The 21,763-nt window shown below is 53.7% G+C and carries 20 protein-coding genes; 12 read left to right on the top strand and 8 right to left on the bottom strand.

Going from position 1 to position 21,763, the window contains the following annotated elements; translation table 11 throughout:
- Position 1 precedes the first annotated feature (1 nt).
- Positions 2-1,360 (bottom strand): glycerol-3-phosphate transporter, encoded by a 1,359-nt coding sequence (glpT, locus tag HV229_RS08255; protein WP_016153802.1) that lies wholly within the window; start codon positions 1,358-1,360, stop codon positions 2-4.
- Between the two features lie 270 nt (positions 1,361-1,630).
- Between glpT and glpA the strand changes: the two genes are divergently transcribed.
- The 4 genes from glpA to HV229_RS08235 all read left to right on the top strand — a co-directional run bounded on the left by glpA (position 1,631) and on the right by HV229_RS08235 (position 6,793).
- Entirely contained in the window at positions 1,631-3,259 is a 1,629-nt protein-coding gene (glpA, locus tag HV229_RS08250) for an anaerobic glycerol-3-phosphate dehydrogenase subunit A (protein WP_016157025.1), read from the top strand.
- Entirely contained in the window at positions 3,249-4,508 is a 1,260-nt protein-coding gene (gene glpB, locus HV229_RS08245; RefSeq protein ID WP_181547260.1) for a glycerol-3-phosphate dehydrogenase subunit GlpB, read from the top strand. Before glpA ends, glpB begins: the two co-directional genes overlap by 11 nt.
- Positions 4,505-5,695 (top strand): anaerobic glycerol-3-phosphate dehydrogenase subunit GlpC, encoded by a 1,191-nt coding sequence (glpC, locus tag HV229_RS08240; protein WP_181547258.1) that lies wholly within the window; start codon positions 4,505-4,507, stop codon positions 5,693-5,695. Before glpB ends, glpC begins: the two co-directional genes overlap by 4 nt.
- Positions 5,696-5,878: 183 nt before the next feature.
- A complete protein-coding gene (locus HV229_RS08235) occupies positions 5,879-6,793 on the top strand; it encodes an Rpn family recombination-promoting nuclease/putative transposase (RefSeq protein WP_016153806.1) in 915 nt (304 codons plus the stop codon).
- A gap of 43 nt (positions 6,794-6,836) precedes the next feature.
- Here the strand turns inward: HV229_RS08235 and yfaU are convergent, their stop codons facing one another.
- From yfaU to HV229_RS08205, 6 genes are all read right to left on the bottom strand, one after another.
- Positions 6,837-7,640, bottom strand: a complete 804-nt coding sequence (yfaU, locus tag HV229_RS08230) for a 2-keto-3-deoxy-L-rhamnonate aldolase (protein WP_181547256.1) — start codon at positions 7,638-7,640, stop codon at positions 6,837-6,839.
- A gap of 25 nt (positions 7,641-7,665) precedes the next feature.
- Positions 7,666-8,955, bottom strand: a complete 1,290-nt coding sequence (locus HV229_RS08225; protein ID WP_181547254.1) for an MFS transporter — start codon at positions 8,953-8,955, stop codon at positions 7,666-7,668.
- Positions 8,956-9,011: 56 nt separating this feature from the next.
- On the bottom strand, positions 9,012-10,217 hold the full coding sequence (rhmD, locus tag HV229_RS08220) for an L-rhamnonate dehydratase (protein ID WP_016153809.1): 1,206 nt from the start codon (positions 10,215-10,217) through the stop codon (positions 9,012-9,014).
- 13 nt (positions 10,218-10,230) lie between these two features.
- Positions 10,231-11,013: an IclR family transcriptional regulator gene (locus HV229_RS08215; protein ID WP_047500908.1), complete on the bottom strand. Its 783-nt coding sequence runs from the start codon at positions 11,011-11,013 to the stop codon at positions 10,231-10,233.
- A 218-nt stretch (positions 11,014-11,231) separates the two neighbouring features.
- Positions 11,232-12,434 (bottom strand): nicotinamide mononucleotide deamidase-related protein YfaY, encoded by a 1,203-nt coding sequence (locus HV229_RS08210; RefSeq protein WP_181547252.1) that lies wholly within the window; start codon positions 12,432-12,434, stop codon positions 11,232-11,234.
- A 79-nt stretch (positions 12,435-12,513) separates the two neighbouring features.
- Positions 12,514-13,056, bottom strand: coding sequence for a YfaZ family outer membrane protein (locus HV229_RS08205; RefSeq protein ID WP_016153812.1), 543 nt, complete (start codon positions 13,054-13,056; stop codon positions 12,514-12,516).
- A gap of 318 nt (positions 13,057-13,374) precedes the next feature.
- On the opposite strand from HV229_RS08205, the gene nudI reads away from it, so the two are divergent.
- From nudI to arnF, 8 genes are all read left to right on the top strand, one after another.
- Positions 13,375-13,800 (top strand): nucleoside triphosphatase NudI, encoded by a 426-nt coding sequence (nudI, locus tag HV229_RS08200; RefSeq protein ID WP_016153813.1) that lies wholly within the window; start codon positions 13,375-13,377, stop codon positions 13,798-13,800.
- 263 nt (positions 13,801-14,063) lie between these two features.
- Positions 14,064-15,203 (top strand): UDP-4-amino-4-deoxy-L-arabinose aminotransferase, encoded by a 1,140-nt coding sequence (gene arnB, locus HV229_RS08195; RefSeq protein WP_181547250.1) that lies wholly within the window; start codon positions 14,064-14,066, stop codon positions 15,201-15,203.
- A 2-nt stretch (positions 15,204-15,205) separates the two neighbouring features.
- A complete protein-coding gene (gene arnC / locus HV229_RS08190) occupies positions 15,206-16,189 on the top strand; it encodes an undecaprenyl-phosphate 4-deoxy-4-formamido-L-arabinose transferase (RefSeq protein WP_047359215.1) in 984 nt (327 codons plus the stop codon).
- A complete protein-coding gene (gene arnA / locus HV229_RS08185) occupies positions 16,186-18,168 on the top strand; it encodes a bifunctional UDP-4-amino-4-deoxy-L-arabinose formyltransferase/UDP-glucuronic acid oxidase ArnA (protein ID WP_181547248.1) in 1,983 nt (660 codons plus the stop codon). Before arnC ends, arnA begins: the two co-directional genes overlap by 4 nt.
- A complete protein-coding gene (gene arnD / locus HV229_RS08180; protein ID WP_181547246.1) occupies positions 18,165-19,067 on the top strand; it encodes a 4-deoxy-4-formamido-L-arabinose-phosphoundecaprenol deformylase in 903 nt (300 codons plus the stop codon). The genes arnA and arnD overlap by 4 nt, the downstream gene beginning before the upstream one ends.
- Positions 19,064-20,722, top strand: a complete 1,659-nt coding sequence (arnT, locus tag HV229_RS08175) for a lipid IV(A) 4-amino-4-deoxy-L-arabinosyltransferase (RefSeq protein ID WP_181547244.1) — start codon at positions 19,064-19,066, stop codon at positions 20,720-20,722. Before arnD ends, arnT begins: the two co-directional genes overlap by 4 nt.
- Positions 20,719-21,054: a 4-amino-4-deoxy-L-arabinose-phosphoundecaprenol flippase subunit ArnE gene (gene arnE, locus HV229_RS08170; RefSeq protein ID WP_016153819.1), complete on the top strand. Its 336-nt coding sequence runs from the start codon at positions 20,719-20,721 to the stop codon at positions 21,052-21,054. The genes arnT and arnE overlap by 4 nt, the downstream gene beginning before the upstream one ends.
- Complete coding sequence (gene arnF, locus HV229_RS08165; RefSeq protein WP_016153820.1) at positions 21,054-21,440, top strand: 4-amino-4-deoxy-L-arabinose-phosphoundecaprenol flippase subunit ArnF; 387 nt, start codon at positions 21,054-21,056, stop codon at positions 21,438-21,440. The genes arnE and arnF overlap by 1 nt, the downstream gene beginning before the upstream one ends.
- Before the next feature lie 2 nt (positions 21,441-21,442).
- Here arnF and pmrD read toward each other — a convergent pair whose 3' ends face one another.
- A complete protein-coding gene (gene pmrD / locus HV229_RS08160) occupies positions 21,443-21,706 on the bottom strand; it encodes a signal transduction protein PmrD (protein WP_103928404.1) in 264 nt (87 codons plus the stop codon).
- Positions 21,707-21,763: the final 57 nt, after the last annotated feature.

Here is a 21,763-nt window from a genome sequence, read left to right as displayed (position 1 = left end):
ATTAGCCCCCGTTACGCTTCAGTGCGATCTCTTCGTGATGGCGTTTTTCGCCAATCATGACGACCACCAGCAGAATAACCGCCAGCACGCTACCGCCAATCATCACCATAAAGCCGCCGTCCCAACCGAAGAAGTCAACGGTATAGCCAACAATGGCGCTCGCCGCTACGGAACCGCCGAGATAACCGAACAGACCGGTAAAGCCAGCCGCCGTACCCGCCGCTTTTTTCGGTGCCAGTTCCAGCGCATGCAGACCAATCAACATTACCGGACCGTAGATCAGGAAGCCGATGATAATCATACAAGCCATATCCACGTTCGGGTTGCCTGCCGGGTTCATCCAGTAGACGATAGTCGCGATAGTCACCAGCGTCATAAAGAACACGCCGGTCGCACCACGGTTGCCACGGAAGACTTTATCCGACATCCAGCCGCACAGCAGCGTGCCCGGAATACCCGCATATTCATACAGGAAGTAGGCCCAGGATGATTTATCCAGCGCGAAATGTTTCACTTCTTTCAGATAGGTCGGGGACCAGTCCAGGATGCCGTAACGCAGCAGATAAACAAACACGTTGGCGATAGCGATGTACCACAACAGTTTGTTCGGCAGTACGTATTGCATGAAGATCTGCTTCGCAGTCAGCTCTTCTTCCGCTTTCTCGTTGTAATCGTCCGGATAGTCGTTCTTGTACTCTTCGATAGGCGGCAGGCCACAAGACTGCGGCGTATCACGCATCAGAGCAAAAGCAAACAGCGCGACGACGATCGCACCGAAAGCAGGCATGTACAGCGCCGCTTTCCAGTCATTGAACCAGGCCATACCCAGCAGGAACAACAGAGGAGGCAGACCACCGCCCACGTTGTGCGCACAGTTCCAGACGGAAACAATGCCCCCACGCTCTTTCTGCGACCACCAGTGCACCATGGTACGACCACACGGCGGCCAACCCATTCCCTGGAACCATCCGCAGAGGAACAGCAGCACAAACATAACCGCAATGCTCGAAGTCGCCCACGGCACAAAGCCCATGAACAACATGACAGCGGCGGCCAGAATCAGACCCGCTGGCAGGAAAACGCGCGGATTCGAGCGATCCGAAACGGACCCCATGATGAATTTCGAAAATCCGTAAGCAATGGAGATACCGGATAACGCAAAACCCAGATCGCCACGCGAGAAACCTTGCTCAACCAGATACGGCATCGCAAGGGCAAAGTTCTTACGTACCAGATAGTACGCGGCATAGCCAAAGAATATCCCCAGAAAGATCTGCCAACGTAATCGACGATATGTCGGGTCGATCTCCGCTGCAGGCAAACGCGCCGTGTGTGACGCTGGTTTAAAAATGCTCAACATAGTGTAGCCTCCGTGGCCGTCTTTCATTCGAAGTAAACACTGCAGTTCGTCATTACTACCCTACCGCTCCCAGTGTGGCCGCGATGTTAAGGAAAGATACATAACAAAAATGTGAAACGCTGCACATATTGTTACAGATTTATGACAAATGTTCATAAAGGCGCACGAAATCACGTTTCATTTTCGAATAATGAGCGATTATGCGCGAAATCAAACAATCCATGTTTTTTATGTGGCTAAATGATAAAAAACGAACTGTGAGGAAAAACAATGAAAATTCGCGACTCGCAAACAAGTGACGTGATTATCATTGGTGGAGGAGCAACAGGTGCAGGGATCGCACGCGATTGTGCGCTGCGCGGGTTGCGCGTCATCTTAGTGGAACGCCACGATATCGCCACAGGGGCGACCGGACGTAACCACGGTCTGCTGCACAGCGGTGCACGCTACGCCGTCACCGACGCTGAATCTGCCCGGGAGTGCATCAGCGAAAACCAAATTCTCAAACGTATCGCCCGTCATTGCGTTGAGCCGACGGACGGTCTGTTTATTACCCTGCCGGAAGATGAACTCTCCTTCCAGGCAACCTTTATTCGCGCCTGTGAAGAGGCCGGTATTCGCGCAGAAGCAATTGACCCTAAGCAGGCGCGCATTATCGAACCTTCCGTCAACCCACAGCTGATTGGCGCGGTAAAAGTGCCGGACGGCACGGTTGATCCTTTCCGCTTAACCGCCGCCAACATGCTGGATGCGCGTGAGCATGGCGCAGTAATCTTAACGGCGCATGAAGTGACGGGACTGATTCGTGAAGGGGCAACGGTTTGCGGCGTGAACGTACGCAATCATCTGACGGGTGAGATGCAGTCTCTGCATGCACCGGTAGTCGTCAACGCCGCCGGGATCTGGGGCCAGCGCATTGCGGAATATGCCGACCTGAGCATCCGTATGTTCCCGGCCAAAGGTTCGCTGCTGATTATGGATCACCGCATTAACCAGCATGTCATCAACCGCTGTCGTAAGCCGTCTGACGCCGATATCCTGGTGCCCGGTGATACCATTTCGCTGATTGGCACCACCTCACAGCACATTGATTACGATGATATCGACAGCAACCGCGTCACCGCAGAAGAGGTCGATATACTGCTGCGTGAAGGCGAAAAACTGGCGCCGATTATGGCGAAAACGCGCATTTTACGCGCCTACTCCGGCGTGCGTCCTCTGGTAGCCAGCGACGACGATCCAAGTGGCCGTAACGTCAGTCGTGGGATTGTACTGTTCGATCACGCCCAGCGTGACGGACTGGACGGGTTTATCACCATTACTGGCGGCAAATTGATGACCTACCGCCTGATGGCAGAGTGGGCCACCGATGCCGTTTGCCGTAAGCTGGGCAATACCCAACCTTGCACAACGGCAGACACGGCGCTGCCTGGCTCACAAGAATCGACCGAGCATACGCTCAAACGCGTGATCTCGTTGCCCGCGCCACTGCGCGGCTCAGCGGTCTACCGTCACGGCGATCGCACCCCTGCGTGGCTTAGCGAAGGTCGTCAGCACCGCAGCCTGGTCTGTGAATGCGAAGCGGTCACTGCAGGTGAAGTGCAGTACGCCGTCGAGAATTTGACCGTCAACAGCCTGCTGGATTTGCGTCGCCGTACCCGTGTTGGAATGGGGACCTGCCAGGGCGAATTGTGTGCCTGCCGCGCCGCAGGTTTGCTGCAACGTTTTAATGTCACCACCGCCGCGCAATCTATCACCCAGCTTTCCGATTTCCTCAATGAACGCTGGAAAGGCGTGCAACCTATCGCCTGGGGAGATGCGCTGCGCGAAAGCGAATTCACACGCTGGGTCTATCAGGGATTGTGCGGTCTGGAAAAGGAGCACCAGGATGAAATTTGATACCGTCATTATCGGCGGCGGTCTGGCCGGACTACTGTGCGGCCTGCAACTGCAAAAAAGCGGTTTACGCTGCACGATTGTCACTCGCGGCCAAAGCGCCCTACATTTCTCCTCCGGCTCACTGGATTTGCTCAGCAACTTACCCGATGGCCAACCGGTGACGGATATAGAAGCAGGCCTGAATGCGCTGCGCACTCAGGCACCCGCGCACCCGTACAGCACCATCGGAACGCACAACGTCCTGGAGCTGGCCCAGCAGGCGCAAAATCTCCTGGAAGAATGCGGAACGCATTTGCAAGGCAAGGTACATCAGTCACATCAACGCATCACCCCGCTGGGAACGCTGCGCTCAACCTGGTTAAGTTCCCCGGAAGTTCCGGTCTGGCCGCTGTCCGCGCAGCGTATCTGCGTTGTAGGTATTAGCGGTTTACTGGATTTTCAGGCACATCTCGCCGCGGCGTCGCTGCGTCAACGCAATCTCAGCGTCGAGACGGCAGAAATCGATCTGCCTGAGCTGGATGTCCTGCGTGATAACCCGACCGAGTTTCGCGCCGTCAATATTGCGCGCCTGCTGGATAACGAAGATAAATGGTCGCTGCTCTATGACGCTTTATTGCCAGTAGCAAAAACCTGCGACATGATAATTATGCCGGCCTGCTTCGGTCTGGCGGATGAACAACTCTGGCAATGGCTTAACGAGCGTCTCCCCTGCTCGCTGACGCTGTTACCGACCCTACCGCCTTCGGTACTGGGTATGCGTTTGCATAACAAAATGCAGCGCCAGTTTGTGCGCCAGGGCGGCGTCTGGATGCCGGGTGATGAAGTGAAGAAAATCACCTGTCAGGATGGCGTAGTCAGCGAAATCTGGACCCGTAATCATGCCGATATTCCTTTGCGGCCACGTTTCGCCGTGCTCGCCAGCGGCAGCTTCTTCAGCAGCGGACTGGTCGCCACGCGTGAGGCCATCTACGAACCTATCCTGGGGCTGGATGTACAGCAAACCGCCACGCGCGCCGAGTGGTATGAGCGTGACGTCTTCGACCCACAACCGTGGCAGCAGTTTGGCGTTACGACCGATGCCGGGCTGCGCCCGTCGCTGGCGGGACAAACGATAGAGAACATGTATGCCATCGGTTCCGTTCTCGGCGGATTCGACCCTATCGCCCAGGGTTGCGGAGGCGGCGTGTGCGCTGTTAGCGCCTTACACGCCGCACATCATATTGCGAAACGTGCAGGAGGCCAGCAATGAGCGACACACGTTTTGAAAGTTGTATCAAATGCACGGTGTGCACCACGGCCTGCCCGGTAAGTCGCGTTAATCCGAACTACCCTGGTCCTAAACAGGCCGGACCGGACGGTGAGCGTCTGCGCCTGAAAGATGGCGCGTTATATGACGATGCGCTGAAATACTGCATCAACTGTAAGCGTTGCGAAGTGGCCTGTCCTTCAGATGTGAAGATTGGCGATATCATCCAACGCGCGCGCGCCAAATACGACACTACGCGTCCGTCGCTGCGTAACTTTGTCTTAAGCCATACCGATTTGATGGGTAGCGTGTCCACACCATTCGCCCCGATAGTGAATACCGCCACCTCACTCAAACCGGTGCGTCAGTTGCTGGATTACGCGCTAAAAATCGACCATCGCCGTACGCTGCCGAAGTACTCTTTCGGCACCTTCCGCCGCTGGTATCACAGCGTTGCCGCACAGCAAGCGCAATATCAGGATCAGGTTGCCTTTTTCCACGGCTGTTTTGTGAATTACAACCATCCGCAGCTCGGCAAAGATCTGATCAAAGTGTTGAATGCGATGGGAACCGGGGTGCAACTGCTGAGCAAAGAGAAATGCTGCGGCGTACCGCTGATTGCCAACGGCTTTACCGATAAAGCGCGTAAGCAGGCGGTGAGCAACGTGGCCTCGCTCAGAGAAGCAATTGACGGTAAAGGCATTCCGGTGATCGCCACCTCATCAACCTGCACCTTTGCGCTGCGTGATGAATATCCGGAAGTGCTGGACGTCGACAACTCAGGTCTACGCGAACACATTGAACTGGCAACCCGCTGGCTGTGGCGCAAGCTGGATGAAGGCAAAACGCTGCCGCTGAAAACGTTGCCGCTGAAAGTGGTCTACCACACGCCATGCCACATGGAGAAAATGGGCTGGACGCTCTACACGCTGGAACTGCTACGACAAATTCCAGGGCTGGAGCTAACGGTGCTGGACTCGCAATGCTGCGGGATTGCCGGGACATACGGCTTTAAAAAGGAAAACTACCCGACATCGCAGTCCATTGGCGCACCGCTGTTCCGCCAGATTGAAGACAGCGGCGCTGATATCGTCGTCACCGACTGCGAAACCTGTAAATGGCAGATTGAGATGTCTACCAGTAAGCGCTGCGAACACCCCATCACCCTGCTTGCCAAAGCGTTAGGTTAATTCTGTTGCCCGGTGGCGTTGGCTACCGGGCATTTTTGCGAATGCCGTTGCACATAACTGAATACGTTGCAACCGGACGTATTTATCTCTGACTCCTCCACGCAAAAAATCAATTCCTCAAATGCAGCCCGCGTCATTCGTAGGTATCGTCACACCATCTTCTCCCTCTGGTGACGGACTACCATGGCTAAATCAGCAACATCAACACCGCATGATGCTGTTTTTAAAAAGATAATTTCTTATCCTGAGATGGCTCGCGATTTTCTTGAAATTCACCTTCCCGTCGCATTACGCGAGATATGTGACCTGCAAACGCTGAAGCTGGAGCCTACCAGTTTTATCGAAAAGGATCTCCGTGCTTACTATTCCGACGTATTGTGGTCGTTAAAAACCCGCGAAGGTGAAGGCTACATCTACTGCGTTATCGAACATCAGAGTACAGCGGTACAACACATGGCATTTCGCCTGATGCGTTATGCCACTGCCGCCATGCAATATCACCTGGATGCCGGATACAGAACGCTACCTCTGGTTATCCCCATGCTTTTTTATCACGGGCAACAGAGCCCGTATCCGTGGTCGCTCAACTGGCTGGACGAATTTGATTACCCACAACTGGCGCGCAAGCTTTACTCAGAAGCATTTCCGCTAGTGGACATCACTGTGGTATCTGACGACGAGATTATGCAGCATCGGCGTATCGCTCTACTTGAACTGATGCAAAAACATATCCGCGATCGCGATTTGATGGGACTGGTGGACAGGCTGGTCGCGCTTTTAGTTACTCGTACCGTTAATGACAGCCAGTTGCAAACGCTGTTTAATTATCTGCTACAGCGCGGTGAGGCTTCTCATGTCAGCGAATTTATCCGTGAAATTGCCGGGCGCTCACCCCATAACAAGGAGAAATTGATGACGATCGCAGAGAAACTACGCCAGGAAGGCCATCACAATGGATTGCAGGAAGGCTGGCTAAAAGGAACACGAGAAGAAGCATTACGTATTGCCCGCATGATGCTGGAGCGAGGCATCGATCATGAGACAGTCCTGACCATTACCGGATTTTCTGCTGACGACGTGACAGAACATCACCATTAGGAGCTATTTCAGGCCCGATGGCACTACACCACCGGGCCCGATATTAATAACTGATTTTCAACTTTTGCGTACTCTGGCCTGATTTAAACATTGCCAGCCTGCGATCCAGCGCTTCGGTATAAAGCATGGTATCCACGCCTACCGCGACAAAATTTGCTCCCCATTGCAGACATTTCTGCGCCATTGCTGGGTCAACAGCGAGGAAACCGGCTGCTTTTCCGGCTGCGCGGATACGGCGAATGCTTTGCTCAATGATCCGCTGCACCTCCGGGTGTCCGGCATTATCCGGATAGCCCAACGACGCAGAAAGATCCGCCGGGCCAATAAAGACACCGTCAATACCGTCAACGTCCAGAATGGCATCCAGATTATCCAGTGCCGCTTTGCTTTCGACCTGTACCAGCAGGCAGAGTGATTCATTAGCCTGGGCCATATAATTGTCGATACGCCCCCAGCGCGCCGCCCGTGCCACGCTGGCGCCGACACCACGCTCGCCGAGCGGTGGATAACGAGTCGCGGAAACCACCTGAAGCGCCTGCTCTGCGCTGTCGACCATCGGGACAAGCAGCGTCTGCGCGCCGATATCCAGCACCTGCTTGATCAACGCTTTACTGCCTTCCACCGGGCGAACCACAGGCTGGCTGGCGTAAGGCGCAATCGCCTGCAACTGATGGTAAAGATCCTGCACCGTGTTCGGCGCGTGTTCTCCATCAATCAGCAGCCAGTCATAGCCCGACGTCGCGGCAATCTCCGCCATGTAGGAGGTGGTCGAACTGAGCCACAGGCCGACCTGGACTTCCCCTTTGCGTAATCCTTCTTTGAAGGGATTTGATAACAATGCGTTCATAACGATCCTTACAACGTAGATAAGATTAATGATGCGCAGCGCCTGCTTGTGAAACTGAACGGTTCACACTCAGCGTAAAGATGATTAGCGAGCCAATAATCGCGACGCCCGCGAGGACCAGCAGGCCCGCCGCATCGCTGGCAAACACCGTTTCGGCTTTGACGCGCAGAATGGGAGCAATAAAGCCGCCGACGGCACCAAACAGGTTGACGAAGCCGATCCCCGCCGCCAGAGCTGTCCCGGAAAGAAGTTGCGTTGGCATCGTCCAGAACACCGGCTGTACCGCAATGAAACCGACCGCCGCGACGCAGAGCGCCACAATCGCCAGTACCGGTGAAACCAGCCCGGAAAGGCCAATGCCGATTCCTGCCGACAGCAGCGTCAGCGCGGCAACATTACGCCGGTCGCCGGTGCGATCGGAGTAACGGGGAATAAGCCAGGTACCAAACAGCGCCGCCACCCACGGTATTGCCGCCACGACCGAAGCCGTAAAGCCCACTTTTGTCCCTAACAACGCAGCAACCTGAGTTGGCAGGAAGAAGATCAGGCCATACACCGCCACCTGGATCGTCAGATAGATAATCGCCAGTTGCCAGACACGGCCATTACGCAGCGCATCCGACAGGCGCGAAGTGACCTTTTTCTCCTCTTCACTTGTCAACTGGCTAATGAGCACCGCCTTTTCCTCCGCGCTCAGGAAACGCGCCTGCTGCGGGGTATCATCCAGCCAGAAGAAGGTGAAAATACCCGCGCCTACCGCCAGTAAACCTTCGATAACGAACATCCAGAACCACCCTGGATGCCCCATAAAGCCGTGCATCTCCAACAGCGCACCGGAAAGCGGCGATCCCAGGGTTAACGCCAGCGGCGCCCCCATGTAGAACAGCCCCATGATGCTGGCGCGGTTACGCTGGGGGAACCACTGGGACGTCAGGTAGATCATACCGGGGAAGAAGCCCGCCTCTGCCGCCCCCAGCAGAGTACGGATAATCAGAAATTTCGATTCAGTATCCGCCCATGCCATCGCCGCAGAGAGGAATCCCCACAGCAACGTGGTGGTACCAATCCAGGTTCTGGCACCAAATTTACGCATCAACAGGTTGGCAGGAACCCCCAGAAAGGCATAAACCACAAAGAAAATCCCCGCGCCCAACGCATAAGCTTCGTTGCTCAGACCGGTATCAATCTGATAGGTCTCTTTGGCAAAACCGATGTTCGAGCGGTCAAGAAACGCCAGCACATACAGCGCCAGCATAAAGGGAATCAAACGGGCGCGGTTTTTCTTCACTACACCATCAAGTAACGTGGTACTCATAGCAAGATCCTCAAAGAAATGAGGGCGTTGCCGTGGCATTGGCAACGCACTGGTCATTAGTGGCTATAAGGGCGCTTCAGATTGCAGTCGCGGTTAAGCTCGACGCCAAATCCTGGTTTGTCGAGCACCGACTTATGAATGCGGCCATTGACGGGTACCGGTTCGTCCAGAAGGATCGGATCAAACTGTGGACGCATCGTTGAACAATCCGGGCTGGTCATCAAAAACTCGCTGAACGGGGTATTGGTGAACGTGATCACCGCATGGTGCGAGTAAACCGAGGAACCATGTGGCACCACCAGCTGTCCGCGCGATTTAGCAATAGCGGCAATTTCCACCAGCGTGGTTAACCCACCGCACCAGCCCACATCAGGCTGCATGATATCGATGCCGGTTTCTGAGAGTGTGCGGAAGGACTGCAGCGTCCCGTGGTGTTCACCGCTGGTAACCATCATCCCCGCCGGAGCGTTACGTTTCAGCTCGCGATAACCTTCGTACTGCTGTGGCGGCAGACACTCTTCGATCCACTTCAGATTGGACGGTGCGCAGGCATGGGCCAGTTTGGTGGCATAGTTCACGTCCTGACTCATCCAGCAATCAAGCATCAACCAGAAATCCGGACCGCATTTCTCACGCATGTCGGCTACCATTGCCGCATCTTTGCGGATCCCTGCATCCCCGTCGTGCGGCCCCCAGTGGGTCGGCATTTTGCCGCCAATAAAGCCCATTTCTTTCGCCAGATCAGGGCGCGCACCGGTCGCGTAGAATTGAATTTCGTCGCGTACCGCGCCGCCCAGTAGCTTGTAAACCGGTAAACCCACCACCTTGCCAAACAGATCCCACAGCGCCAGATCCACGCACGAGATAGTGTTCATCACCAGACCGCCGGAGCCGGAGTAGTACATCGTTGCGCCCAGCATCTGGTCGTGAATGAGTTTGATATCACTGACGCATTTCCCTTCAATAAAACGATTGAGATGCTTTTCCACAATAAAGCACCCCATCTCCCCTGCTGTGGAAACAGCAAAACCGGTCTGTCCGTTTTCAGCTTCCACTTCAACAATCAGTGTTCCTAATACGTTGATGCCAAAGGACTGGCGCGATTGCTCATATTCACGATATTTGCTCATTGGCGTGGCGATATGATCGTCAATCCAGTGGTTAGCCCCCTGATCGTGATAATCGCCGCCGCCAGCGCCTTTATCCGCCGTAGCACCACCGGTAAACCAGGCACGAACGTGTTTAATTTTAGGTAGGGTCATGGTGTTCTCCTTTTTATGAAGCGAGTGAGTCGAAGGGACTTTTCCATCCCAACAGGCGTGAAATATCCCTGGCGCAAGCAATCGCTTTACCGGCCAGATAATCACGGTTCTCTTCGTTAATTTGCAGACGAGTGCCGACCACTGAAATCGCGGCGGTCAGTTCATTGTTAGCGTTAAAAACAGGCGCTGCGACGCAGCGAACATCGGGATAATCTTCGCCATTATCAAAGCTCCATCCACGCTGTCGAATACGCTCCAGCTCGTCATTCAACTGCTGTGGCCTGGTGATAGTGGTCGGCGTTGCCTGTTCCCATATCAGCTGTTCAATAATGGCTTTTCGTGCGGCTGCCGGTTGCCAGGCCAGCAGGCATTTGCCGATACCCGAGCGATAGAGCGAAAGACTTTTCCCTTCGTGGGAGCGCACGCTGATAGTGGATGACGATTCCACTTTCAGAATGTAATACGCGCTTTCGTGGTCGATGATCCCGAGATGGCAAAGTAACCCTGTCTCATCCATCAGTTGTGTCAGCCGGGGACGCGCCAGTTCACGTAAATCCATCTTGCTCAGCGCATGCCCGGACAACTCAACCAGCTTGGTCCACAGGCAGTAATTTTCCTGATGATCAATGCTAATAAAGCGCTGACGCTTCAGTTCGTTAAGTAACAGGTACGCGGTGCTTTTTGGAATACCCAGCGTCTCTATGATGGTGGCGGCGCTACATGGGCCGATACGCGCAATGAGATTGAGTATTTCGATCGCCCTGGTGAGCGCAGGAACTTTGCTTGATTCCAACATACTGGACTCCAGTCTGAGATACTGGAATCAGTGTGGTAGGTTAAGGGGGTTAAAATTGTGAAGCGCATCAAATCCTCTCGTTCTTCCAGCTGGCTGGAGAAAAAACGAGCATAATTGTGAACTAACGCACGGATTTTTTTACAGAGAGTACAACAGGTTGGACTGATAACGGGAAGGCCAGAATGCCTTCCCATAACAAGCGCGTGAGAGAGTGCAAGTCAGGAAGGCAGCGTCAGGGATTCAACCACTTCTATCCAACCGTGTTCGCTGGCAATATCCTGCCCGTTGAGCCAACGGCGCAGCATATTGAGCGCCATCATTGCGCACACTTCCTGACGCACCGACAAACTATAACGATTAGCGTTCAGCCGTACGCGTAAGGCATGCGTTCCATCAGGCGTTGCCAGCGCAAAGTTAATATGTTCGTTTTCGAAAGCCGATACCGCCAACGCCAGCCCGGCATAATGGTTGCCGCGTCGTTCGGTTATCCAGTGTGCCGTTTGCGCCAGCGTTTCTTCCTGGGGCGGAACCACTTCGCTCGCCAACAGCGGAGCATTCACGCGCGAAAGCTGCAGCGCCACCAGACCGCCGGTGAATTGTTCGCTTAGCGTCAGGCTGTATTGCCGTTCCTGCAACGTGCGGGCGATTTGCGCGGGTAAACCTTCCGTACCTTCGAAAATCATATTCTGCCCGGCAACCCGCTTAACTTCTGGCCACAGCGCCAGCATCGCTTCCCGTTGGGAATCCGGCCCGGTCAGCTTTAGTTCGATAATCGGCATTGACGAGCGGTAGCCCATTGTCACTCCCGGAGGCAATTGCAGCGGATCCAGGCTCTGCGCCAGCTCGCTTTCAGAACGACCAAAGGTGGTTAATCGCAGGCATAGCGGGGGTTGAGACAGCGAAAAACGCTCACGCAAACGCGGCAGGATCTCATGCTCAACCATAACTTTAAATTCTGATGGCACTCCTGGGGTAAAGAACATCAGGCAGCGGTTAAGCTTCAGGGCAAACCCACACGCGGTTCCTACCGGATTATTGATGAATTCCGCGCTGGCAGGTAGCTCAGCCTGTTTGCGGTTACTCGGTGCCATCACGCGTCCACGATCGCGGAAATAACGCGTCATCTCGTCGAGCCATGCTTCATGCAGCACCAGCCCTTCACCTTTTGCCGTGGCCGCCGCCAGCGCGCTCAAGTCATCGCTGGTTGGTCCCAGACCGCCGTTAACGATCAGTACATCGGCATGTTCGCTACGCTCACGCAAAACGGCGACCAAATCGTCAAGATTGTCACCTACCGTGTTGCGACGGGTTAGCGGTAACCCCTGATTAAAGAAAAAATCGGCCAGCCAGGCGGCATTCGTGTCGACGATTTGTCCGTGCAACACTTCATCCCCGGTGGATAGCATCTCCACGTTTAACATCGTGTTCTCCTGCTTTTATGATGAAAACACTATAACGCATGGAGGGGGGAAGGCGCGACTGAACGCCGCGCCGGAAAAATCAGAAACTCGCGTTAACCCCAACGTACGGGCCGTCAGCAATCGCGTTATCGCGGTTACCGTCTTTGCCTGCCAGGTTCAGGTAGCGATAACCGGCTTCAATGCTCAGCGGACGCATAATGGTCAGACGCGCACCTGCATTCGCTTCTTCATAGCTGTCGATACCGCTGGAAAGAGAATCGGGAGAGTAATAATACTCGCCAAACAGGCGGAGGCTGTCGCCAATCGGCCACTGCAAACCGCCACCGACCGCCGCCGCGTAACCCTCGTCACCATCATTCGGGTTAGTATAAATGCCTTTCCCACCGACCGTTGCCAGCAGCGGACCGAGAGGTATATTCAGACCCAGTCCCAGCCCGGCCGCATCGCCGTCGTCATCGTTATGCATCCAGTTACCGCTGACGGCCAAACCGGTGGTCTCAGTACCCATACCGAACCCCAGGTTGGTGTAGTCTTCGCCAGCCTGGCCGCTGATGCTAATCGCGCTCGCCGACGCGGAAACAAACAGCATTCCGGCAAAACCCAACATTAAACTTTTTTTCATTTTCTATCCTTTCCAGCAAGAATCAAAACATAACCCCAAAACCTGTGAATTGTACTGTTAGATCACGAGGAATCAATGCACTAAAAAAGCGATGCAATAACATATTGTAAGCAAATACTACTCACAAGATTTAGATAAGGTTAAATTCTTGTAGCAATTACGCCACTGATGGCAGCAGAACGCCATTTTCTACAAACATCCTGTTTTCCCTGCCAAAGCTGCGTTATTCGTCGATGAAGCGTTTTTTCTACCGCCAGCAAAAGGTAAGATGCGTGCACGATGGAATTTTCTATACCTCCCCCTACAAGGATTCGACTTATGCGCCAAAGAACAATTGTTTGCCCATTAATTCAAAACGATGGCTGTTATTTACTGTGCAAAATGGCTGACGACCGCGGTGTGTTCCCCGGTCAGTGGGCGCTTTCTGGCGGCGGCGTTGAACCGGGTGAACGTATTGAAGAAGCTTTGCGCCGTGAAGTAAGAGAAGAGCTGGGCGAACAACTGGTGTTATCAGACATTACGCCATGGACCTTCAGTGACGATGTTCGCACCAAAACGTACGCCGATGGCAGTCAGGAAGAGATTTATATGATTTATCTCATCTTCGATTGTGTGGCGGCTAATCGTGAAGTGAAGATTAATGAAGAATTCCAGGCATTCGCCTGGGTTAAAGCGGAAGATCTCGGCTCTTACGATTTAAATATCGCCACGCGTAAAACGTTAACCTTGAAAGGGTTACTGTAAGTTATCATTTTAATAGCGACATTGCGCTCATCAGTCTGCAGATAACAGCAATGTCGCCAAAACCACTCAAACCTACATGATCTTTTTTTCATTAAGATAAATTAAAAACACGCTATTCCTCTCTCTTTCCCAAACCTTAAACTCTTAAGGATAAATTAACCTTCCGTCATTACCCTTTGAAGCCTGATGAAATAATTAACGACGCCCCTGTTTATCACTAAAAATAAAACGTCGGTGGCGTTAAATGGCTTGAAGGAATAATGATGTCTGACTTTTTGCCTTTCTCTCGCCCGGCAATGGGGGCTGAAGAACTTGCTGCTGTGAAGACGGTTCTGGACTCTGGATGGATAACCACCGGCCCGAAAAATCAACAGCTGGAAGAAGCCTTCTGCCAGCTCACGGGAAATCAACACGCCGTCGCCGTCTGCTCCGCTACGGCAGGAATGCACATCACGCTGATGGCGCTGGACATCGGTGCAGGCGATGAGGTCATTACACCGTCAATGACGTGGGTTTCTACCCTCAACATGATTGTCCTGCTGGGTGCGACGCCAGTCATGATCGACGTTGACCGCGATACGCTCATGGTCACACCGGAGCAAATTGAGGCCGCCATCACCCCGCGAACCAAAGCCATTATTCCGGTACATTACGCAGGCGCCCCCGCCGACCTGGACGCGATTTATGCCATTGGCGAACGCTATGGCATTCCGATTATAGAAGATGCGGCCCACGCCGTAGGGACGTTGTATAAAGGTCGTAATGTCGGCGCGCGCGGCACGGCAATATTCTCGTTTCACGCCATCAAAAATATTACCTGCGCCGAAGGCGGGTTGATCGTTACCGACGACAGCCAGCTTGCCCAACGGCTTCGCAGCCTGAAGTTTCACGGTCTGGGCGTTGATGCCTTTGATCGACAAACCTATGGCCGGGCGCCGCAGGCCGAAGTGCTTGCGCCAGGGTACAAGTACAACCTCACGGATATCAATGCCGCCATTGCGTTGGTACAGCTAAATAAACTGGAACACCTGAACTCACGCCGGGCGCAAATTGCCCGCGAGTATCAACAGGCGCTGGCCGATACGCCATTTCAACCACTGAGTCTGCCCCAGTGGGCGCACGTTCACGCCTGGCACCTGTTCATCATTCGCGTTGACGAAGCCCGCTGCGGTCTGAGCAGAGATGCCTTAATGGAAGCGTTAAAGGCCAAAAATATCGGCACCGGTCTGCATTTTCGTGCGGCCCATACGCAAAAATATTACCGCGAACGCTTCACTACCCTTTCGCTCCCCAATACAGAATGGAATAGCGCGCGCATTTGCTCACTGCCGTTATTCCCCGACATGACCGCCGATGACACCCAGCGGGTAATTACGGCACTTCGCGAGATTGCAGGACAATAACCATGTTTGAAGCAGCACCGATCAAAAAAGTCTCTGTGGTCATTCCCGTTTTTAATGAACAGGAAAGCTTGCCAGAGTTAATCAGACGTACCAGCGCTGCCTGCGAAAAATTGGGCAAAGACTATGAAATTCTGCTAATTGATGACGGCAGCAGCGACCATTCCGCACAGCTGATGATGGACGCTTCCCAGGCACCGAACAGCCATATTGTTTCTATTTTATTGAATCGCAATTACGGGCAACACTCGGCGATTATGGCCGGTTTCAGTCATGTCACCGGCGATGTGATCATCACACTGGATGCCGATTTGCAAAACCCGCCGGAGGAGATCCCACGGCTGGTCGCCACCGCAGATGAAGGCTTCGATGTGGTCGGCACGGTACGTCAGAACCGTCAGGACAGCGTATTTCGTAAGACCGCATCGCGAATGATTAACCATCTGATTCAGCGCACCACCGGTAAAGCGATGGGCGACTACGGTTGCATGTTACGCGCTTATCGCCGCCACATCGTCGATGCCATGCTGCATTGCCAGGAGCGCAGCACCTTTATCCCGATTCTGGCCAACATTTTTGCCCGGCGCGCTACGGAAATCCCGGTACACCATGCAGAGCGAGAATTTGGTGACTCCAAATACAGCTTTATGCGTCTGATCAACCTGATGTATGACCTGGTGACCTGTCTGACCACAACGCCACTTCGTATGTTGAGCCTGTTGGGCAGCGTAATCGCCGCCACTGGCTTTACCTTGTCTATCCTGCTTGTGGTTCTGCGTCTGACGCTCGGTCCACAGTGGGCCGCGGAAGGGGTATTCATGCTGTTTGCCGTCCTGTTTACCTTTATCGGCGCACAGTTTATTGGCATGGGTTTACTCGGCGAATATATCGGTCGCATCTATAACGATGTCCGCGCCCGCCCCCGCTATTTTGTTCAACACGTTATCCGCCCACAAACCACACAGTCAACCGAGGAAAACCGCGCATGAAAGCCATCGTATTTGCCTATCACGATATGGGATGTCAGGGTGTCCAGGCTTTGTTGGATGCAGGTTATGAAATCGCTGCCATTTTCACGCACACCGATAATCCGGGCGAAAAAGCATTTTTTGGATCGGTTTCCCGCCTTGCCGCCAGCGCCGGAATTCCGGTTTACGCCCCGGACGAGGTCAATCATCCCTTGTGGATTGAACGCATTAGCCAACTGGCGCCGGATGTTATCTTCTCGTTCTACTATCGTCATTTACTGAGTGATGAGATCCTCAGTCTTGCGCCTGCCGGGGCTTTTAATCTGCACGGTTCGTTGCTGCCGAAATACCGTGGTCGCGCGCCGCTGAACTGGGTATTGGTCAATGGCGAAACCGAAACCGGCGTCACGCTTCACCGCATGGTCAAACGCGCGGATGCTGGCGCCATTATTGCCCAGCAGCACGTCGCTATTTCGCCGGATGACGTGGCGTTAACGCTGCACCATAAATTGTGCCAGGCTGCGCGTCACCTGCTGGAACAGGCACTGCCCGCGATTAAAACCGGGGATTATGCAGAACGCCCCCAACAGGAAGCAGATGCTACCTGTTTTGGTCGCCGTACACCGGAAGATAGCTTCCTCGACTGGAACACACCTGCCGCGGAGTTGCATAACCAGGTCCGCGCCGTCAGCGATCCGTGGCCGGGCGCATATAGCTATGTCGGCACACAAAAGTTCACCGTCTGGTCATCGCGCGTTTGCGTAAATAACTCAGCGGCCCAACCGGGTACCGTCATCTCCGTTTCTCCTTTGCTGATCGCCTGTGGCGATGGTGCCCTGGAAATTATTACCGGACAAGCTGGCGATGGTATTGCAATGCAAGGGTCGCAACTGGCGCAGGTTCTGGGCCTGGTTCCAGGCTCCCGCCTGAACAGTCAATCAGTTACCACCACTAAACGTCGTACACGCGTACTGATCCTCGGCGTCAATGGCTTCATTGGTAACCATCTGACCGAACGCCTGCTGCAAGAAGATCATTACGAAGTGTATGGGCTCGATATTGGCAGTGACGCCATTGGACGTTTTCTGCAGCATCCGCGATTCCACTTCGTCGAAGGCGACATCAGCATTCACTCCGAATGGATTGAATACCATGTTAAAAAATGCGACGTCGTGCTGCCGCTGGTGGCGATCGCAACGCCAATCGAATATACCCGCAACCCGCTGCGCGTATTTGAGCTCGATTTTGAAGAGAACCTGAAAATCATTCGCTACTGCGTGAAATACCGTAAGCGCATCATTTTCCCGTCAACGTCCGAAGTCTACGGCATGTGTACCGACAAAGTTTTCGATGAGGACAGCTCGAATCTGATCGTCGGTCCGGTGAATAAACCACGCTGGATCTACTCCGTTTCCAAGCAGTTGTTAGACCGCGTAATCTGGGCATACGGCGAAAAAGAGGGATTGCGTTTCACCCTGTTCCGGCCATTTAACTGGATGGGACCGCGTCTGGACAGCCTTAACGCCGCGCGTATCGGCAGCTCACGCGCCATTACCCAACTGATCCTCAATCTGGTGGAGGGTTCACCGATTAAGCTGATTGAAGGCGGCAAGCAAAAACGCTGCTTTACCGACATTCGGGATGGTATCGAAGCCCTGTACCGCATCATTGAAAACGAAGGCGGACGCTGCGACGGTGAGATTATCAACATCGGTAATCCGCAGAACGAAGCGAGTATTCAGGAACTGGCAGAAATGCTGCTTACCTGCTTTGAAAAACATCCATTGCGTAGCCACTTCCCGCCGTTTGCCGGTTTCCGTGACGTCGAAAGCAGCAGCTACTATGGTAAAGGTTATCAAGACGTTGAACATCGTAAGCCCAACATCCGCAATGCGAAACGCTGCCTGAACTGGGAGCCCACCATTGAGATGCAGGAAACGGTAGAAGAGACGCTGGACTTCTTCTTACGCAGTGTGAATATCACGGAACACACATCATGACCCAAGTCGGCTTGCGCATAGATGTCGATACTTTCAGGGGGACGCGCGAAGGCGTACCCCGCCTGCTGGAGACATTGAACCGACATAATGTGCGGGCAAGTTTTTTCTTTAGCGTTGGACCGGACAACATGGGACGCCACCTCTGGCGTCTTGTGAAACCACAATTTCTGTGGAAGATGCTGCGCTCAAACGCCGCATCACTTTACGGATGGGATATATTGCTGGCGGGAACCGCCTGGCCGGGAAAAGAGATCGGCCAGGCCAACGCGGCGATCATTGCGCAAACCGCCCTGATTCATGAAACCGGTTTGCATGCCTGGGATCACCATGCCTGGCAGGCGCGAAGCGGAAACTGGAATGATAAACAGCTGATTGATGATATTTCACGAGGCATCACGGCCCTTGAAACTCTTATCGGACAACCCGTCACCTGCTCTGCCGTTGCCGGATGGCGTGCCGACGATCGCGTCATCCACGCCAAAGAAACGTTCCATCTGCGTTATAACAGCGACTGTCGGGGAACGTCGTTATTCCGTCCGGTGCTGACGTCCGGGAAAACAGGTACGCCGCAAATTCCCGTCACGCTACCCACCTGGGATGAAGTGGTTGGTCAGGAAGTCCAGGCGGTGGACTTCAACGCTTACATTCTTTCCCACATCCAGATGAGCAGAGGAACACCGGTGTATACCATTCATGCGGAAGTTGAAGGCATCGCCTTTCAGCAGAATTTTGACGAGCTGCTTACTCGCGCCGCAGACATGGGGATAACATTTTGCCCGCTCGGCGACCTGTTACCGGACGATGTCAGTTCGCTGCCAACAGGGCAGATCGTGCGTGGCAAAATACCCGGCAGAGAGGGATGGGTCGGCCGCCAACAACCAGTGAGTGTGACAAGATGAAACATACTGTCCGCTACACCCTGGCATTTATCGCTTTTATTGCGCTGTATTTTATTCTCCCCATCAACAGTCGCCTGCTGTGGCAGCCTGATGAAACGCGCTATGCCGAAATCAGTCGGGAAATGCTGACCTCTGGCGACGGGATCGTTCCGCACTTTTTAGGGCTGCGATATTTTGAAAAACCGATTGCCGGATACTGGTTAAACAGCATCGGGCAATGGCTGTTTGGCACCAATAATTTCGGCGTCAGAGCAGGAGCCATCTTTGCCACTTTGCTGACGGCGCTAATGGTAGCCTGGCTTGCCATGCGGTTGTGGCGGGATAAGCGCACCGCTGTACTCTCTTCGGTTATCTTTTTAACGTTTTTTTCGGTTTACAGCATCGGCACCTACGCGGTACTAGATCCCATTATTGCGCTCTGGCTAATGGCGGGCATGTGCTGCTTTTGGGAGGGGATGCAAGCCACCAGCAGAACGCGCAAAATTACCGCCTTTCTGCTGTTAGGGTTAACCTGCGGCATGGGCGTGATGACCAAGGGTTTCCTGGCACTCGCCATTCCTGTGCTCAGCGTACTGCCGTGGGTTTTCGTACAAAAGCGCTGGAAAGATCTCATTATCTACGGTCTGCTGGCAGTAGTCGGTTGCATCGTGACTGTGCTGCCTTGGGGAATAGCGATTGCCCGGCGTGAACCGGATTTCTGGCATTACTTCTTCTGGGTCGAACATATTCAACGCTTCGCGCAGGAGGATGCCCAACATAAGGCCCCCGTCTGGTACTACATTCCGGTATTGGTGGCTGGCGCATTACCGTGGCTCGGGCTGCTCCCCGGCGCGCTGCGTACGGGCTGGCGTGAACGGGATGTTCCGCGCAGCGCACTGTACCTGCTGAGCTGGATTATCATGCCAATCCTGTTTTTCAGCATCGCGAAAGGAAAACTGCCGACCTATATTCTTTCCTGCTTCGCGCCGCTGGCAATATTGACGGCGCGGTTCGGCCTGCAGGCCGCGCAAAAAGGTGCAACCGCGCTGCGCGTGAATGGCTGGATCAACGTTCTGTTCGGTGTAACCGGCATTGTCGCCACGTTTATTGTTTCTACACTGGGTCCATTAAAGACGCCGGTCTGGTCACATATCGAAACGTATAAAGTGTTTTGTGCGTGGGGCATTTTTATCATCTGGACGCTCTTTGGCTGGTATACGCTAAATAACCGCGAGAAGAACTGGACGTTCGCAGCGCTGTGTCCATTAGGCCTGGCACTGTTGTTTGGCTTCTCCATTCCTGACCGGGTGATGGAATCTAAACAGCCACAATTTTTTGTCGAGATGACCAAAGAGTCGCTGGAGTCGAGCCGTTATATTCTCACCGACAGCGTTGGCGTCGCCGCGGGGCTGGCCTGGAGCCTGAAGCGTGACGACATCATAATGTACGGACAAACGGGCGAGTTAAAATATGGCCTTAACTACCCGGATGCCCAGGGGCGTTTTGTCGGGCGGGGAAACTTTGCCGAGTGGTTAGCGCAACATCGTCAGCAAGGAAACATTACGCTCGTGCTTTCAGTCGATAAGGATGAAGATATTAATCGACTTGCTATCCCTCCCGCTGACTATATCGATAATCAGGGGCGTCTGGTCCTGATTCAGTATCGGCCGAAATGATCTGGATAGCCTTAGTTCTCGCCAGCCTGCTCAGCGTCTGTGGTCAGTTATGTCAGAAGCAGGCGTCGCGACCCGTTCCCGTTCGAGCGCGAAAACGCCATATTACGCTATGGATTGGGCTTGCTCTGGCAAGTCTCGGTCTGGCCATGCTGCTATGGCTGGCGGTGCTGCAGAACATTCCGGTCGGCATCGCCTACCCCATGCTGAGTCTTAATTTTGTATGGGTGACTCTGGCTGCCTGGAAAATCTGGCGCGAACCCGTCACCCCGCGCCACTGGCTGGGTGTGGGGTTAATCATCACCGGCATCTTTATTCTTGGGAGTGCGGTGTAATGGGCATCTTTTGGGGATTATGCAGCGTTATTATCACTTCAGCCGCCCAGTTGAGTCTCGGCTTTGCGATGGATAATCTGCCGCCAATGCTGCAGCCGCAGCAATTCATTTCTGCCGTATTCTCTCTTAGCGTTGGCGCATTTGCTCTGTATGCCGGACTGGCAGGATATTTACTGTCGGTGATTTGCTGGCATAAAGCGCTGCACCAGCTCGCACTGAGCAAAGCGTATGCCCTGCTCAGCCTGAGCTATGTACTGGTGTGGGTTGCATCAATGATCCTGCCCGGCTGGCAGGGAATATTTTCAGCGAAAGCGCTCGCCGGAGTGCTGTGCATCATGGCAGGGCTACTGACGATTTTTTTACCTTCACACCAGCGCCAACCCTGAGATTATTTATCTTCAGACAGTCGTAACAGGCGTTCCCATTCGTCGCACATGTACTGTCTGGCATCAATTATTTTGATTAACCGTGAGGTATCGCGATTAATGCAATACAGTGCATCTTTCAGCGGTGAAAGGAGGTCTCCGGGCTTAACCCACTCGGAAGATTGAGCCTCAGCCAGCATCTTTAGCGAACCGCCGCCATCACAAAGTACGATATAGAGCCTGCCTGCTTTTTTGTGACAGCAAGACTTCTTCACATGCCATTCCATAGCGCACCTTTTGTTAAAAAATTTCACAACAGGTTACACTTAAGCAGATAAACAAAA

The sequence above is a fragment of the Citrobacter sp. RHBSTW-00524 genome (assembly GCF_013747755.1).
In the GTDB taxonomy this organism is placed as follows: Bacteria; Pseudomonadota; Gammaproteobacteria; order Enterobacterales; family Enterobacteriaceae; genus Citrobacter; species Citrobacter braakii.
This window is presented reverse-complemented; position numbering and strand designations above follow the sequence as displayed.